Genomic DNA, 15009 nt, shown 5'->3' with positions numbered 1-15009 from the left:
GCGATTGGTCTCTCAGCCACCGGTGCCTATGGACAGAGCGTTGCCCGGTGATGCCCGGAACTATGCGCCTCGGAGAGCCGGATAGCGAGTCAAATTAGGACACCCCGAAATTCAACTTAGGTCATCTGGGGTCAAATACGGACAGCCGCCACGCCGCAAAAGAACATATTGCGAACCCGGAACAAATAGGGTACATTGATTTTATCGGCGCCCCGCCTCGCCAACCGTTTGTCCCTCGCGCGAATCCTCGCCATAAGGAGCACGACCCAATGTCCACCACTGCCCTGCGTATCGTCGAAGGATCTTCCATGGACAAGAGTAAAGCTCTGGCCGCCGCGCTTTCCCAGATCGAGCGCCAATTCGGCAAGGGCTCGGTGATGAAGCTCGGTAAGAGCGACCGTTCGATGGACATCGAGGCGGTGTCCTCCGGCTCGCTCGGGCTCGATATCGCGCTCGGCATCGGCGGCCTGCCCAAGGGGCGCATCGTCGAGATCTACGGGCCGGAATCGTCGGGCAAGACAACGCTGGCGCTGCACACGGTGGCGGAAGCCCAGAAGAAGGGCGGCATCTGCGCCTTCATCGACGCCGAGCACGCGCTCGACCCGGTCTATGCCCGCAAGCTCGGGGTCAATATCGACGAGCTCCTGATCTCCCAGCCCGACACCGGTGAGCAGGCGCTGGAGATCTGCGACACGCTGGTGCGCTCGGGTGCGGTGGATGTGCTGGTGGTCGATTCGGTCGCGGCACTGGTGCCGAAGGCCGAGCTCGAAGGCGAGATGGGCGATGCGCTGCCGGGTCTGCAGGCCCGTCTGATGAGCCAGGCGCTGCGCAAGCTGACGGCCTCCATCAACAAATCCAACACCATGGTGATCTTCATCAACCAGATCCGCATGAAGATCGGTGTGATGTATGGCTCGCCAGAAACCACGACCGGCGGCAACGCGCTGAAGTTCTATGCCTCCGTCCGCCTCGACATCCGCCGCATCGGCGCGATCAAGGAGCGCGACGAGGTGGTTGGCAACACCACGCGCGTCAAGGTGGTGAAGAACAAGCTGGCACCGCCCTTCAAGCAGGTCGAATTCGACATCATGTACGGCGAGGGCGTCTCCAAGATGGGCGAGATCCTTGATCTCGGCGTCAAGGCCGGTATCGTCGAGAAGTCCGGTGCCTGGTTCTCCTATGACAGCCAGCGTCTCGGCCAGGGCCGCGAGAACTCGAAGGCGTTCCTGAAGGCCAACCCCGACATCACCGCCAAGATCGAAATCGCGATCCGCCAGAACTCCGGCCTGATCGCCGAGCAGATTTTGGCCGGCGCCCCCGAGCGTGACGCCGACGGCGAGGAGCCGGCGGACGAGTAAGGCCAACCACTAGAGTTTTCGCGAGGAGCGGGCGCTGAGGACGTTGAGTTGCCCACGTCTTCGGTGCCCGTTTCGTTTGGGGGGAGGGCGCCAGGACGATGAAGCGCGTCATCCTGACGAGTTCGTCCGGCGTTGGTCTCATCCACGCGAGCCGCGCCGACATGGTCGTCCCGCTCATCTTTCGGTTTGTTTCGGGGCCGTTGCCCACGTCCGACCACCTCGCGCGTTATCTCCGAGGACGTTCTTACAAGGGCGAACCTGAGGTCTGCTGGTGCGACCTTGTTGGTCGGTCGCCTCTGACCGGGCTCTCGCACAAAAATGAAACATTGGTCCGCGTCTGCGAGATTCACGGCGTCGATGTCATCGAGCTGTGGTTCGATCCTGAACCGAACAGTCAATTGCAGTTGATGTGGATCCTCGACTACCTGCGCTCCTATCCATCCCTCGCTGAGCGTCTGAAATTGCGATGTGTCGATTTCGATTTGCGCGGAGCAGATCCCGCGGAGCTTCGTCACCGCGCCGTCCGGGAGGCCGATTTCTCGGAAAGCGACCTTGAGATCGCCAGCCTCGCCTTGGGAGGCCTACCGCGCGCCGACGCCCGAGCTCTGCACCGGCTTGCTAGGCAGGCAACTTGGCAAGCTGTCTTTCCTGAAGCCGGCCCTGGAAGAACTGCTCGCGGAACTGCCGTCGCTGATAACGGGGCTGGGTGCGACAGAGAAGCGGCTTCTCGAACTGATTGCGCGGGGACACAATCGTACCAATGAGCTGTTTGAGCCGGGTGGGCTCGGCACGCGTGTGTTCGACCGGTGGGAGTTGGGTCCGTTGCTCGAAGGGCTCGCTTTCGGCCCGGCTCCCGTGGTTGCGGGCCTGGACGACAAGCTCGCAACACTCGATCCGAACGATTCGAGAGGTCGCCACGCCGCTTATCGCCGGAGTCGGCCTTTGTTGACCGAATTTGGCAGAGCAGTTCTGGAAGGCCGCGAAGATTTCCGCCGTCACAACCCGATTAGACGCTGGTGGGGCGGCACCCTTCTGACCAATGAACGGCTCTGGCGGTGGGATGCGCAGAGCCGTTCGATTGTCGAACCTTGATACGTGTTCAGGATGTAGGATGGGTAGAGCACAGCGAAACCCATCGCTTTCCTCATCGCAGGAACAGAACGCAGTGATGGGTTTCGCTGCGCTCTACCCATCCTACGTAGCGTCTCACTCCGCGGCTTCCGCGTAGTCGCTCACCGGCGGGCACGAGCACACCAGATTGCGGTCGCCATAGACGTTGTCGACGCGGCCGACAGGGGACCAGTATTTGTCGGTGCGCGAGGTGCCTGCCGGGAAGCAGCCTTCGGCACGGGTGTAGGCGCGATTCCAGCCGTCATCCGCTATATCGTGGACCGTGTGCGGGGCGTTGCGCAGCGGCGAGGCCTCGATCTTGAAGCGGCCAGCCTCGACCTCGGCGATCTCTTTCCGGATCGCGATCATTGCGTCGCAGAAGCGATCGAGCTCCGCCTTCGATTCCGATTCGGTCGGCTCAATCATCAGCGTGCCCGGCACCGGGAAGCTCATGGTCGGGGCGTGGAAGCCGTAATCGATCAGGCGCTTTGCGATGTCGTCCACGGTGACGCCGGACGTATTCTTCAGCGGCCGCGGGTCGACGATGCACTCATGCGCGACACGTCCCCTGGCGTTCTTGTACAGCACCGGGAAATGCGCATCGAGCCTTGCTGCGACATAGTTGGCGTTGAGGATCGCGATTTCGGTGGCGCGCTTCAGTCCTTCACCGCCCATCATCAGGATGTAGATGTAGGAGATGGTGAGGATCGAAGCCGAGCCGAACGGCGCCGCCGAGACCGGGCCGATCGGTGCGTCCGCCTGCGTGGTGGGGTGGCGATTTTCAGGATGACTTGGCAGGAACGGGGCGAGATGCGCCTTCACGCCGATCGGGCCCATGCCGGGGCCGCCGCCGCCATGCGGGATGCAGAAGGTCTTGTGCAGGTTGAGATGGCTGACGTCGGCGCCGTAATCGCCGGGCCTGGACAGGCCGACCTGCGCATTGAGGTTGGCGCCGTCGAGATAGACCTGGCCGCCATGGCCATGGACGATGTCGCAGATCTCGCGGATGTGCTCCTCGAACACGCCATGCGTCGAGGGATAGGTGATCATCACAGCGGCGAGATCGTTCGAGTGCTTCTCCGCCTTGGCGCGGAGATCATTGACGTCAACGTCGCCGTTCTTCTCGCAGGCGACCACCACCACGTCCATGCCGACCATCGCGGCCGAGGCCGGGTTGGTGCCGTGGGCGGAGGAGGGGATCAGGCAGATCTTGCGATGGCTCTGTCCGCGCGCGGCGTGATAGCCGCGGATCGCGAGCAGCCCGGCGTACTCGCCTTGCGCGCCTGAATTCGGCTGCAGCGAGATCGCGTCATAGCCGGTGATGTCGCACAGCCACTTTTCCAGCCGCGCGAACAGCACGTGATAGCCGGCGGCCTGCTCGCGCGGGGCAAACGGGTGCAGCGTCGCGAACTCCGGCCAGGTCAGCGGCATCATCTCGGTGGTCGCGTTCAGCTTCATCGTGCAGGACCCGAGCGGAATCATCGCACGGTCGAGCGCGAGGTCGCGATCGCTGAGCTTGCGCATGTAGCGCAGCATCTCGGTCTCCGAGCGATGCGCATGGAAGACCGGATGGGTGAGGAACGCGGTCGTGCGCTTCAAGCCGTCCGGCAGCGCCTCGCGCGTCGCGGCGTCGATCTCGGCATAGGCGAGCTGGCCGCCGAAGGCGCGCCAGACTGCCTCCACCGTCGCTTGTGTCGTGGTCTCGTCGAGCGCGATGCGCAAGCTGCCATCGCTAACGCCAAGATTGATCTTCTCGGCGGCCGCGCGCGCGACGATCTCGGCACCCTTCGTGCCGGCGTCCACGCTGAGCGTGTCGAAGAAGCTGTCGGACTGCGGCGCAAAGCCGAGCTTGCGCAAACCGGCGGCGAGCACGGCGGTGCGGCGATGCACATTGCGCGCGATCTGCGCCAGCCCTTCGGGGCCGTGATAGACCGCGTACATCGAGGCGATCACGGCGAGCAGCACCTGCGCGGTGCAGATGTTGGAGGTCGCCTTCTCGCGGCGGATGTGCTGCTCGCGGGTCTGCAGCGCGAGGCGGTAGGCCGGCGCGCCGCGCGAGTCGACGGAGAGGCCGACGATGCGGCCGGGCAGCGAGCGCTTCAGCGCATCGCGCACCGCCATGTAGGCCGCGTGCGGGCCGCCATAGCCCATCGGCACGCCGAAACGCTGGGCCGAGCCGATGGCGATGTCCGCGCCAAGCTCGCCGGGCGAGGCGAGCAGTGTCAGTGCCAGGAGATCGGCGGCAATGATCGCGAGTGCGCCCTTGGCGCGCAGGGTCGCGATCGCGGGCCTGAGGTCACGCAGGGTGCCCGAACTGCCCGGATATTGCAGCAGCGCACCAAGCACGTCCGTCTTGTCGAGATCGGTGAGGGGATCGCCGACGATCAGGTTCCAGCCCAGGGGCTCGGCGCGGGTGCGCATCACGGCGAGCGTTTGCGGGTGCACGTCCTTGTCGACGAAGAAGGCTTTCGCTTTCACCTGCGAGTGCCGCTCCGCAAGCGCCATGGCCTCAGCCGCCGCGGTCGCCTCATCGAGCAGCGAGGCGTTGGCGATGTCGAGCCCGGTGAGGTCGCAGATCATGGTCTGGAAGTTGAACAGCGCCTCCAGCCGGCCCTGGCTGATCTCGGGCTGGTACGGGGTGTAGGCCGTGTACCAGGCCGGGTTCTCCAGAATGTTGCGCTGGATTACCGCGGGCAGGATCGTGCCGGAATAGCCTTGGCCGATCAGCGAGGTGAAGACCTTGTTCTGGGCGGCGAGCTCGCTCATGTGTGCGATCGCCTCGGTCTCGCTCAGCGGCTTGCCGAGATCGAGCGGGGATGCCTGCCGGATCGAGGCAGGCAGCGTTTCCGCCATCAGCGCATCAACGCTCTTGGCGCTGACGGTCTCTAACATTGCGGTGACGTCGCGCGCCGACGGGCCGATGTGGCGGCGAACGAAACTGGCGGCGGTCTCGCCGCTGGATTTGCGGTGCGCGGTCATCGCTTGCTCCATCGTCCTTAAGCCGTATGGGCCTTGTAGGCGGCTTCATCCATGAGGCCGCCAAGCTCGCTCTTGTCAGCAATCTTGATCTTGAAGAACCAGGCCGCGCCTTGCGCATCCGAGTTCACCAGCGCCGGCTCGGCGGCGAGCGCTTCATTGGTCTCGAGCACTTCGCCTGATATCGGCGCATAGACGTCGGAGGCGGCCTTCACCGATTCCACGACGGCGGCGGCCTCGGTCTTCTTCAGCGTGCGGCCGACCTTGGGTAGCTCGACGAACACGACGTCGCCGAGCTGCTGCTGGGCGTAGTCGGTGATGCCGACGGTGGCGACGTCGCCGTCGATGGCCAGCCATTCATGGTCGGAGGTGTACAGCGTCGTGGTCATTCTCAGGTCCTCAGCGTTTGTAGGTGTTTTTCACGAACGGCATGGCGGCGACCATGAGCGGCAGCCGCTGGCCACGCACTTCGGCGAAGAGTTTTGTATCGAGCGCGCTGAGGGCGGTGGGCACATAGCCCATCGCGACCGGCGCATTCAGGCTCGGGCCGAAACCGCCCGAGGTGACCTTTCCGACCGGCTGGCTCGATGTCGCGTCCGCAAACAGCAGCGCGCCCTCGCGCACCGGCGCGCGGCCTTCAGTGCGCAGGCCGACGCGGCGGCGGGCGGCACCCTGGTCGAAATGGGCGAGAATCTTTTCCGCGCCGGGAAAGCCGCCGGTGCGGGCGCCGCCGCTGCGGCGGCTCTTCTGCACCGACCATTCCAGCGCGGCCTCGACCGGCGTGGTCGTGGTGTCGATGTCGTGGCCGTAGAGACAGAGCCCGGCCTCGAGCCGCAGGCTGTCGCGGGCGCCAAGGCCGATCGGCAGCACGTCGGGATCTTCAAGAAGCGTCTTGGCGAGGCGTTCGGCATCCGCAGCGGGGACTGAAATCTCGAACCCGTCCTCGCCGGTGTAACCGGAGCGCGAGACGAAGCAGTCGAGACCGGCAACCCTGTGCGGGCCGGCGTCCATGAACTTCATGGATGGCGCCTCTGCACAAAGCTTCGCCAGCGCGGCTTCGGCTTTCGGCCCCTGCAGCGCTATCAGCGCCCGGTCAGCGAGCGAATCGATGATGCAGTCACCTGCGAGATTCGCGCGCAGATGCGCCTCGTCCTCGGCCTTGCAGGCGGCATTGACGACCAGGAACAGGTGATCGCCGAAATTGGCGACCATCAGGTCGTCCAGGATGCCGCCATCGGCGTTGGTGAACTGGGCGTAGCGCTGCCGTCCCGGTGCAATCGCCACGATATCCTGCGGCACCAGCCGCTCCAGCGCACGGGCGGCGTCCTCGACCTTGCCGGATTTCGGCCGGAGCGCGATCTGGCCCATATGGGAGACATCGAACAGACCGGCTTTGCTGCGGGTATGGAGGTGCTCCTTCAGGACCCCGGCCGGATATTGCACGGGCATGTCATAGCCCGCGAAGGGGACCATCTTGCCGCCGAGCGACACATGAAGGTCGTAGAGGGGGGTGCGTCGGAGGGAATCTTGGTTGTCGCGCGCTAGCATCACAGGGGCCCTCGGCGGTTCCCCGGGGACGATTCCCCTGAGGACACCAATCGAAGCCCCATCTGTCGCTGTGCCTGAGAGTATTATCCCGTCGGCGGACGCAATCCGGGCCTAAGCCCGTCGGCGCCTCTTTCCAGATGCTGTCAAAGCCACGCGGTCCTTTTGCCTGAGAGTTTCCGGGGCGGTTGCTCCTTCGGCGCCGGCTACCAGAGCCGGTCTCTCCCGACGTGGCCGTACGATAGAGATAGGTACAGACCACAGCCCGGCCAAGCCTGTCAACGCGACTTCGGTGTCTTTCAACGGGATTGAGCGCCTGCGGCAACCCACTGATCTGCTTGCACATCTCCTTGCACAGTTTCTGGACAGCGAAGCTGGCCTTGTCTAAAAGCGCTTTGGCCCGCAGATATCAGCCTAAATCACAGGTTTTGATGGCCTTTGGCGGGTCCAAGCACACCCGATTGGATGAACATGAGCGGCGTCAACGAGATCAGGTCGACCTTTCTGAACTTCTTTGCCGAGAACGGCCACGAGATCGTGTCGTCCTCGCCATTGGTGCCGCGCAACGATCCGACGTTGATGTTCACCAATGCCGGCATGGTGCAGTTCAAGAACGTCTTCACCGGCGTCGAGAAGCGGCCCTATCAGCGTGCCACCACGTCGCAGAAATGCGTGCGCGCCGGCGGCAAGCACAACGACCTCGACAATGTCGGCTACACCGCGCGCCATCTCACCTTCTTCGAGATGCTCGGCAACTTCTCGTTCGGCGACTATTTCAAGGAGCGCGCGATCGAGCTCGCCTGGACGCTGATCACCCGGGATTTCGGGCTGAAGAAGGACAAGCTGCTCGTCACCGTCTATCACACCGACGACGAGGCGGCCGGCCTCTGGAAGAAGATCGCCGGCTTCTCCGACGACCGCATCATCCGCATCCCGACCTCGGACAATTTCTGGGCGATGGGCGACACCGGCCCGTGCGGCCCGTGCTCGGAGATCTTCATCGACCGCGGCGATCATATCTGGGGCGGCCCTCCGGGCTCCCCGGAGGAAGACGGCGACCGCTTCCTCGAATTCTGGAATCTCGTATTCATGCAATATGAGCAGGTGACGAAGGAGGAGCGCGTGCCGTTGCCGCGTCCCTCGATCGACACCGGCATGGGCCTCGAGCGCATGGCCTGCATCCTGCAGGGCGTCGACAGCGTGTTCGAGACCGACCTGTTCCGCCACCTGATCGATGCGACGGCCTCCGCGCTCGGTAGCGGTCCGAACGAGAAGACCTTGGCATCGTTCCGCGTCATCGCCGACCACTTACGCTCCTCGGCCTTCCTGGTCGCGGATGGCGTGCTGCCCTCGAACGAGGGCCGCGGTTACGTGCTGCGCCGGATCATGCGCCGCGCAATGCGCCATGCGCAGCTGCTCGGTGCGAAAGAGCCGCTGATGCATCGCCTGGTCTGGGCGCTGGTTCGCGAGATGGGCCAGGCCTATCCCGACCTGATGCGCGCGGAGAACCTGATCGAGGAAACGCTGCGGCTGGAGGAGACCCGCTTCCGCAAGACATTGTCGCGCGGCCTTGCCATCCTCGACGAGAAGAGCGCGTCCCTGAAGAAGGGCGACATGTTCGACGGCGACGTCGCCTTCACGCTGTACGACACCTACGGCTTCCCGCTGGACCTGACGCAGGACGCGCTGAAGTCGCGCGGTATCGGCGTCGACCAGGCCTCGTTCAATGACGCTATGGAACGCCAGCGCGAGAAGGCGCGTGCGTCCTGGGCCGGTTCGGGCGAGGCGGCGAGCGAGGCGATCTGGTTCCCGCTTCGTGAAAAGCTCGGGGCCACCGAATTCCTGGGCTACGAGACCGAGAGCGCCGAAGGCGTCGTTGCCGCGCTGGTGAAGGACGGCAAGGAAGCCGCCAGCCTCAAGGCAGGCGAGACGGGTTCGATCGTGCTGAATCAGACGCCGTTCTATGCGGAGTCCGGCGGCCAGGTCGGTGATACCGGCGTGCTGCTTGGGGAGGGTGGCGTCAAGTTCCGCGTCACCGACACGCAGAAGAAGCTCGGTGATTTCTTCGTTCACGTCGGCACGGTCGAGCAGGGCGAGCTGAAGGTGGGCACCGCGCTGCAGCTCGAGGTCGATCACAGCAGGCGCTCCTCGATCCGCGCGCATCACTCGGCGACGCATCTCATCCACGAGGCGCTGCGCCAGGTGCTCGGCGACCACATCGCTCAGCGCGGCTCGATGGTTGCGCCCGACCGCCTGCGCTTCGACTTCGTGCATCCGAAGCCGATCACGGCGGAGGAGCTGGCCCGCGTCGAGGACATCGCCAACGACGTGGTGCTGGAGAACGACGAGGTCACGACCCGTGTCATGGGCGTGGACGAAGCCCGCGAGGCCGGCGCGCGCGCGCTGTTCGGCGAGAAATACGGCGACGAGGTCCGCGTCGTCTCGATGGGCAAGACTGCGCGCGAGCGCGGCGCCAATGCGCTCGGCTGGTCGGTCGAGCTCTGCGGCGGCACCCATGTGAAGCGCACTGGCGACATCGGCCTGATCACGCTGACGGGCGAGAGCGCGGTTGCCTCGGGCGTGCGCCGCATCGAGGCGCTGACCGGCAATTATGCGCGCAAACATGCCAACGAGACCATGGCGCTGGCGAAGACTGCGGCAGGCGAGCTGCGCACCTCGATCGAGGACGTCCCGGCGCGCATCGCCGCACTGATGGACGAGCGCAAGAAGCTGGAGCGCGAGCTCTCCGATGCCCGCAAGAAGCTCGCGATGGGCGGCGGCGCGTCCGCCGGCAATGGCGCAGCCTCAGGCGTGCGCGAGGTCGGCGACGTTAAGCTGATGGCGCGCGCGGTCGAGGGCATCGAGATGAAGGATCTCAAGAGCCTTGCGGATGACGGCAAGAAGCAGATCGGCTCCGGCGTGGTCGCCATCGTCGGCGTCACCGGGGACGGCAAGGCCGGCGTCGTGGTCGGCGTCACTGCCGACCTGATCTCGCGCTTTAATGCCGTGAACCTGGTTCGCGTCGCCTCCGAGGCGCTCGGCGGCAAGGGCGGTGGCGGCCGGCCCGACATGGCGCAGGCCGGCGGTCCCGACGGCGCCAATGCCAACGCTGCCCTCGTGGCGATCGAAAAAGCGATGGCAGGCGCTTAAAGAGCCATGCGCCTCGTTCCGCGAGGACGTGGCTTGCGCGATCCCAACTTAAGGGATCGCCTGTACGAATTGCTGGAGTACGATCCGCTGGCCTATTCGGTCGGATCGCGCTTCATCCAGATCATCATTGGCGTCATAGTGCTCAACGTCGCCGCGATGATACTCGCCTCGGTGCCGGAGCTCGACGCGCAGTTCGGTGCGCTGTTCTCGGCGATCACCATCCTCGCCGTGATCGTGTTCGCGCTGGAATATGCCGCGCGGATGTGGACGGTGGCAGGCCATACGCCGCGCAGGGGCTCGCCGCTTGCCGACCGGCTCGGCTATGCCTTTTCTGCGCTCGGCATCATCGACCTCATGTCGTTCCTGCCCGCAGCGGTCGTGCTGGTCACCGGCCGGCATGCAACGCTGGCCGCGCTCGGCGTGCTGCCGTTCTTCAAGCTGATCCGCTATTCGCCGGCGATGCGCTCGCTGCTCGCGGCCGTGCACGCCGAGCGGCGGGCGCTGATCGGCTGCATCGTCATCCTGACCGGCGCGGTGCTGACCTCCGCTTCGCTGCTCTACGCCATCGAGCGCGACGTGCAGCCGGACAAGCTCGGCACCATCCCGCAGGCGATGTGGTGGGCGATCGTGACGCTGGGCACCGTTGGCTACGGCGACGTGGTGCCGGTGACGCCGCTCGGAAAAATCATCTCCGTGTTCACGATCATCGCGGGTTTCGCGATGATCGCGCTGCCGGTCGCGATCATCTCGACCGCCTTTGCGGAAGAGGTGAAACGGCGCGACTTCGTCGTCACCTGGGGCATGCTGGCGCGGGTGCCGCTGTTCTCGCATTTGTCGGCAGCGGAGATCGCGGACATCATGCGGCTGCTCAGGGCCCGGACCATCGAGCAGGGCGAGGTCTTGGTGCGGCGGGGCGATGCCGCCTCGTCGATGTATTTCATCACCGCAGGCGAGGTCGAGATCTCGCTGCCGAGCCAGCATGTGCGGCTCGCCGACGGCACCTTCTTCGGCGAAATCGCGTTGCTGCACAAGACAAAGCGCAGCGGCACGGTGACGGCGACGCGCAAGACGCGCCTCCTGCTGCTCGACGCCCAGGACTTTCACGCCCTGATCGAGCGAATGCCGACGCTGGCCGCCCACGTCCACCAGACCGCGAAAGCGCGGCTGGAAGAGACTGGCGATCTCGCCGCGGCTGAACTGGCGCAGGCCGAACAGGACGACGGACGCGGCGGCGCGTAGCCGCTAGAGCAAGCGCCGCCGACGGCTTTTATCCGGAAGCGATCTGTGCTGGCCATGACCTTGCGCCAAGAAACAATCAATCATCCTCGCCGTCGGAAAGTGGCGCTCGAAGCTTCGCATCGAGAGCGTAGAATAGTCGACCGAGACGAGTCGTGCCTGGTTGCTGTGGTGGCATACGACGAATCAATTCCAGAGCTTCTGGAGGTGCCGTTCTCACTGCGAAGGAAATGACATCGTTCGCCACATCGGTTGGACTGGTTGCTTCCAGTTCAAGCGCAAGTGCCGCATAAACGATTGGTCCCAGCAGGTGCCGTGCCTGACGAATTCCCGGCAAGCCTTGGGTCAGATCGGTGTGGGTGTAGGCGACAGCGGCGCTTAGCATCGCTGAGCGAGCCGCATACTCTGCAGCTTTGTCCTCAGCCTCTTTGGCTGCCGAGTGCGCGGCCCAGGCAAGAGTTCGCAGCGCCTTGCCGCGCCGCTTGCCTTGTCCGAATTCACGTCCGCCGACGACGGCATTCCGTGGGCGCTCATCATTTGGAGCGCGTCGGACGAAAGCCGGCAGAGCCAGCTCAGCACAATCTGCCGCCCACAACGCGGCTGGCCGCAAGAGCCCTTCTTCTGCGGCCGAATTGCCCAAGGCGCCAATTTCTTTACGCAAACCGGTATCCACTTCGCTCGAAAACGCTCTAGTCCCGGTCGAGGAAGGGCGCCACGACCTCGCGCGTCTCCTTGCTGGGCACCACAGGCACGATCTCGAAGGTCATGCCAAAGCCCTGGCAGTTCAAAACCCATTCCTGCAGCAGGCGGGCGTCGTCGCATTCCATGAGCTGGAAGCAGCGGTCGAAATTGGGCTCGATCCAGCTGCCGAGATATTTGAGACCTTCGGGGAATTTGACGCCCTCGTCGCGCACGCGCCGGTAGACAGGAATGGGATCGCGGTCCTTGAAGCGTTCGATCACCATGAAGAGCATCGACAAGACCTCCGTGTGGCGGCTCGGTTCAGTCTATATCAGCCTTTCTTCAGGAAAACGTAATCAGCCGAATAGGGGACGCTCCTAAAGCTGCCGGCCGGATCGCAGGGGGTATCGTCCAGCCAGCCGCCGTGCGCATGAATACGTTGTACCGTCGTGATGTCGCTGAGAACGCCGGTGTCTCGGCGGGAGGTCACCTCCAAAGAAAACGGGCCGCGCTTGAGGCGCGGCCCGTGATGATGTCTGGCCCAGTCGGGCGAAATTGCGGATGGCAGCTTAGGCCGCCAGCGCCTTCGCCAGGTTCTCGGCGACCTTGTCGAGGAAGCCGGTGGTTGAGAGCCAACGCTGGTCGGCGCCGACCAGGAGCGCGAGGTCCTTGGTCATGTAGCCGGCCTCGACGGTGTCGACGCAGACCTTCTCGAGGGTGTTCGCGAACTTGGCGAGCTCGGCATTGTTGTCGAGCTTGGCGCGGTGCGACAGGCCGCGGGTCCAGGCGAAGATCGACGCGATCGAGTTGGTCGAGGTCTCCTTGCCCTTCTGGTGCTCGCGGTAGTGGCGGGTCACCGTGCCGTGCGCGGCTTCGGCTTCCACGGTCTTGCCATCCGGGGTGAGCAGCACCGAGGTCATCAGGCCGAGCGAGCCGTAGCCCTGCGCGACCGTGTCGGACTGCACGTCGCCGTCGTAGTTCTTACAGGCCCAGACATAGCCGCCGGACCACTTCAGGGCCGAGGCCACCATGTCGTCGATCAGGCGGTGCTCGTAGGTCAGGCCCTTCGCGTCGAATTCCTTCTTGAACTCGCGGTCGAAGACGTCCTGGAAGATGTCCTTGAAGCGGCCGTCATAGACCTTGAGGATGGTGTTCTTGGTCGAGAGATAGACCGGGTAGTTGCGCAGCAGGCCGTAGTTGAAGGAGGCGCGGGCGAAGTCGATGATGGAGTCGTCGAGATTGTACATCTCCATGGCGACGCCGGCGCCGGGAGCCTTGAACACTTCCTTCTCGATCACGGTGCCGTCCTCGCCGACGAACTTCATCGAGAGGGTGCCCTTGCCCGGGAACTTGATGTCGGTGGCGCGGTACTGGTCGCCATAGGCATGGCGGCCGATGATGATCGGCTTGGTCCAACCGGGAACGAGGCGCGGCACGTTCTTGCAGATGATCGGTTCGCGGAAGATCACGCCGCCGAGGATGTTGCGGATGGTGCCGTTCGGCGACTTCCACATCTGCTTGAGGTTGAACTCCTTCACCCGGGCCTCGTCCGGGGTGATGGTGGCGCACTTGACGCCGACGCCGACCTTCTTGATGGCCTCGGCTGCGTCGATGGTCACCTGATCGTTGGTGTGGTCGCGGTGCTCCATCCCCAGGTCGAAATAGAGCAGCTCGACATCCAGGAACGGGTTGATCAGCTTGTCCTTGATGTACTGCCAGATGATCCGGGTCATCTCGTCGCCATCGAGTTCGACGACGGGGTTGGTCACCTTGATTTTTGCCATGATCGGGGAAGCCCTCTTGGGAACGGCGCCGCTGGCGCCAACGTGAATATCGGGGGCCTCTTAGCACCCGACAGCGGCGGGCGAAAGCCAAGTGATTATGCACTTTTAGCCCATCCAGCTTCCACAGATGGGGGGCGGGAGCGGCCCTGTCGCACCGGCGGGGGTGAAGTTACAGGCGAGATTCAAAAGTCGAATCTAACCCCGTTATTTCCCTTGAGAATTTTGTCAGGACAGGCAAACGACAGGCGACCGGGCAGGCTGGCCCTATGGCCGGCTTTGAATCGATTCCTAAGAGCGCCTCTGCAAGGCCTTGAGAACCAGTGTGAAAGCGAAACGAGATGTCGGGGACTGACAAGAGCAAGGCGGGCCTTTCCCTCGACGGTCCCATCGTGATCCTGGTGGAGCCGCAGCTCGGGGAGAACATCGGCATGGCCGCGCGCGCCATGGGCAACTTCGCGCTTAGCCGCCTGCGCATCGTCAACCCCCGCGACGGCTGGCCCAACATCGCCGCCCAGCGCGCGGCGGCCGGCGCCGACCACATTCTGGAACGGGTCGAGTTGTTCGATACGGTCGAGCAGGCCGTCGCCGACCTCGACCTGCTGTTCGCCACCACAGCCCGTGCCCATGACCAGGCCAAGCCGGTGGTGGGGCCAGAGGCCGCCGTGGCCGAGATCTCGGGTCACGTCGCCACAGGGGGCAAGGCCGGCATCATGTTCGGCCGGGAGCGCTGGGGGCTGACCAACGAGGAGGTCGGGCTCTCCAACCGCATCATCACCTTCCCGGTCAATCCGGGCTTTGCCTCGCTCAACCTCGCCCAGGCCGTGCTGCTGATCGGCTATGAATGGTTCAAGCTGATGACGTCGGGCGAGCTGCCGCACGGCATGCCGGAGCGCTCCGAGCGCGCCTCGCAGCACCAGATGCAGGCCTTCTTCAACAATCTTGTGCGCGAGCTTGATCGGGTCGAATTCCTGCGCCCGGCCGAGAAGCGCGACACCATGCTGGTCAACCTGCGCAACATCTTCAGCCGCATGGAGCCGACCAAGCAGGACATGCACACCCTGCACGGGGTCATCATGGCGATCGCCGAGGGACGCAAGGGCCCGGCCAAGGGCGGCGTGCTCGACGGCGAGCAGGCAACAAGGCTGCGCGCGCTGCTGGCCGAGCACGGG

At 64.4% G+C, this 15009-nt stretch carries 11 protein-coding genes, 1 pseudogene and 1 riboswitch; of the genes and pseudogenes, 5 read left to right on the top strand and 7 right to left on the bottom strand.

The window, feature by feature from the left end; genetic code table 11:
* Window positions 1-269 precede the first annotated feature (269 nt).
* Both recA and AC629_RS50170 read left to right on the top strand, forming a co-directional pair.
* Window positions 270-1358, top strand: a complete 1089-nt coding sequence (gene recA, locus AC629_RS15865; protein ID WP_084805699.1) for a recombinase RecA — start codon at window positions 270-272, stop codon at window positions 1356-1358.
* Between the two features lie 552 nt (window positions 1359-1910).
* On the top strand, window positions 1911-2450 hold the full coding sequence (locus AC629_RS50170) for a hypothetical protein (RefSeq protein ID WP_349531108.1): 540 nt from the start codon (window positions 1911-1913) through the stop codon (window positions 2448-2450).
* Window positions 2451-2564: 114 nt separating this feature from the next.
* Here the strand turns inward: AC629_RS50170 and gcvP are convergent, their stop codons facing one another.
* From gcvP to gcvT, 3 genes are read right to left on the bottom strand one after another with little or no spacing between them, the layout of a single operon-like run.
* Complete coding sequence (gene gcvP / locus AC629_RS15855) at window positions 2565-5447, bottom strand: aminomethyl-transferring glycine dehydrogenase (protein ID WP_084805764.1); 2883 nt, start codon at window positions 5445-5447, stop codon at window positions 2565-2567.
* A 17-nt stretch (window positions 5448-5464) separates the two neighbouring features.
* The gene (gcvH, locus tag AC629_RS15850; protein ID WP_074117860.1) at window positions 5465-5833 is read right to left on the bottom strand and encodes a glycine cleavage system protein GcvH; all 369 of its coding nucleotides are present in this window, start codon (window positions 5831-5833) and stop codon (window positions 5465-5467) included.
* 10 nt (window positions 5834-5843) lie between these two features.
* Complete coding sequence (gene gcvT, locus AC629_RS15845; protein WP_084805697.1) at window positions 5844-6992, bottom strand: glycine cleavage system aminomethyltransferase GcvT; 1149 nt, start codon at window positions 6990-6992, stop codon at window positions 5844-5846.
* Between the two features lie 145 nt (window positions 6993-7137).
* A riboswitch (glycine riboswitch) is annotated at window positions 7138-7227 on the bottom strand.
* A 233-nt stretch (window positions 7228-7460) separates the two neighbouring features.
* Here gcvT and alaS point away from each other — a divergent pair.
* Together alaS and AC629_RS15835 are read left to right on the top strand one after the other, a co-directional pair.
* On the top strand, window positions 7461-10139 hold the full coding sequence (alaS, locus tag AC629_RS15840; RefSeq protein ID WP_084805762.1) for an alanine--tRNA ligase: 2679 nt from the start codon (window positions 7461-7463) through the stop codon (window positions 10137-10139).
* A gap of 6 nt (window positions 10140-10145) precedes the next feature.
* Window positions 10146-11378, top strand: a complete 1233-nt coding sequence (locus tag AC629_RS15835) for a cyclic nucleotide-gated ion channel (protein WP_084805695.1) — start codon at window positions 10146-10148, stop codon at window positions 11376-11378.
* Window positions 11379-11454: 76 nt separating this feature from the next.
* Here AC629_RS15835 and AC629_RS15830 read toward each other — a convergent pair whose 3' ends face one another.
* From AC629_RS15830 to AC629_RS15815, 4 genes and pseudogenes are all read right to left on the bottom strand, one after another.
* Complete coding sequence (locus AC629_RS15830) at window positions 11455-12036, bottom strand: putative immunity protein (protein ID WP_210419054.1); 582 nt, start codon at window positions 12034-12036, stop codon at window positions 11455-11457.
* 28 nt (window positions 12037-12064) lie between these two features.
* Entirely contained in the window at window positions 12065-12349 is a 285-nt protein-coding gene (locus AC629_RS15825; RefSeq protein ID WP_084805693.1) for a DUF3303 domain-containing protein, read from the bottom strand.
* A 38-nt stretch (window positions 12350-12387) separates the two neighbouring features.
* Window positions 12388-12552 (bottom strand): annotated as a pseudogene (locus tag AC629_RS15820) (DUF3455 domain-containing protein); the annotation flags it as partial.
* A 73-nt stretch (window positions 12553-12625) separates the two neighbouring features.
* Window positions 12626-13840 carry an NADP-dependent isocitrate dehydrogenase gene (locus AC629_RS15815; RefSeq protein ID WP_084805689.1) on the bottom strand — a complete coding sequence of 405 codons (1215 nt, stop codon included), beginning with the start codon at window positions 13838-13840 and terminating at the stop codon, window positions 12626-12628.
* 338 nt (window positions 13841-14178) lie between these two features.
* On the opposite strand from AC629_RS15815, the gene AC629_RS15810 reads away from it, so the two are divergent.
* Window positions 14179-15009, top strand: an 831-nt coding sequence (locus tag AC629_RS15810; protein ID WP_084805687.1) for an RNA methyltransferase, incomplete at its 3' end; no start/stop codon positions are given.

The organism is Bradyrhizobium sp. NAS80.1, assembly GCF_001908205.1.
GTDB lineage: Bacteria > Pseudomonadota > Alphaproteobacteria > Rhizobiales > Xanthobacteraceae > Bradyrhizobium.
This window is presented reverse-complemented; position numbering and strand designations above follow the sequence as displayed.

What these genes read in the sequence shown, in the direction of transcription:
- recA (WP_084805699.1), top strand. Translation starts at nt 270, where the DNA reads ATGTCCACCACTGCCCTGCGTATCGTCGAAGGATCTTCCATGGACAAG.
- gcvP (WP_084805764.1), bottom strand. Translation starts at nt 5,447, where the DNA reads ATGACCGCGCACCGCAAATCCAGCGGCGAGACCGCCGCCAGTTTCGTT.
- gcvH (WP_074117860.1), bottom strand. Translation starts at nt 5,833, where the DNA reads ATGACCACGACGCTGTACACCTCCGACCATGAATGGCTGGCCATCGAC.
- gcvT (WP_084805697.1), bottom strand. Translation starts at nt 6,992, where the DNA reads ATGCTAGCGCGCGACAACCAAGATTCCCTCCGACGCACCCCCCTCTAC.
- alaS (WP_084805762.1), top strand. Translation starts at nt 7,461, where the DNA reads ATGAGCGGCGTCAACGAGATCAGGTCGACCTTTCTGAACTTCTTTGCC.
- AC629_RS15835 (WP_084805695.1), top strand. Translation starts at nt 10,146, where the DNA reads ATGCGCCTCGTTCCGCGAGGACGTGGCTTGCGCGATCCCAACTTAAGG.
- AC629_RS15825 (WP_084805693.1), bottom strand. Translation starts at nt 12,349, where the DNA reads ATGCTCTTCATGGTGATCGAACGCTTCAAGGACCGCGATCCCATTCCT.
- AC629_RS15815 (WP_084805689.1), bottom strand. Translation starts at nt 13,840, where the DNA reads ATGGCAAAAATCAAGGTGACCAACCCCGTCGTCGAACTCGATGGCGAC.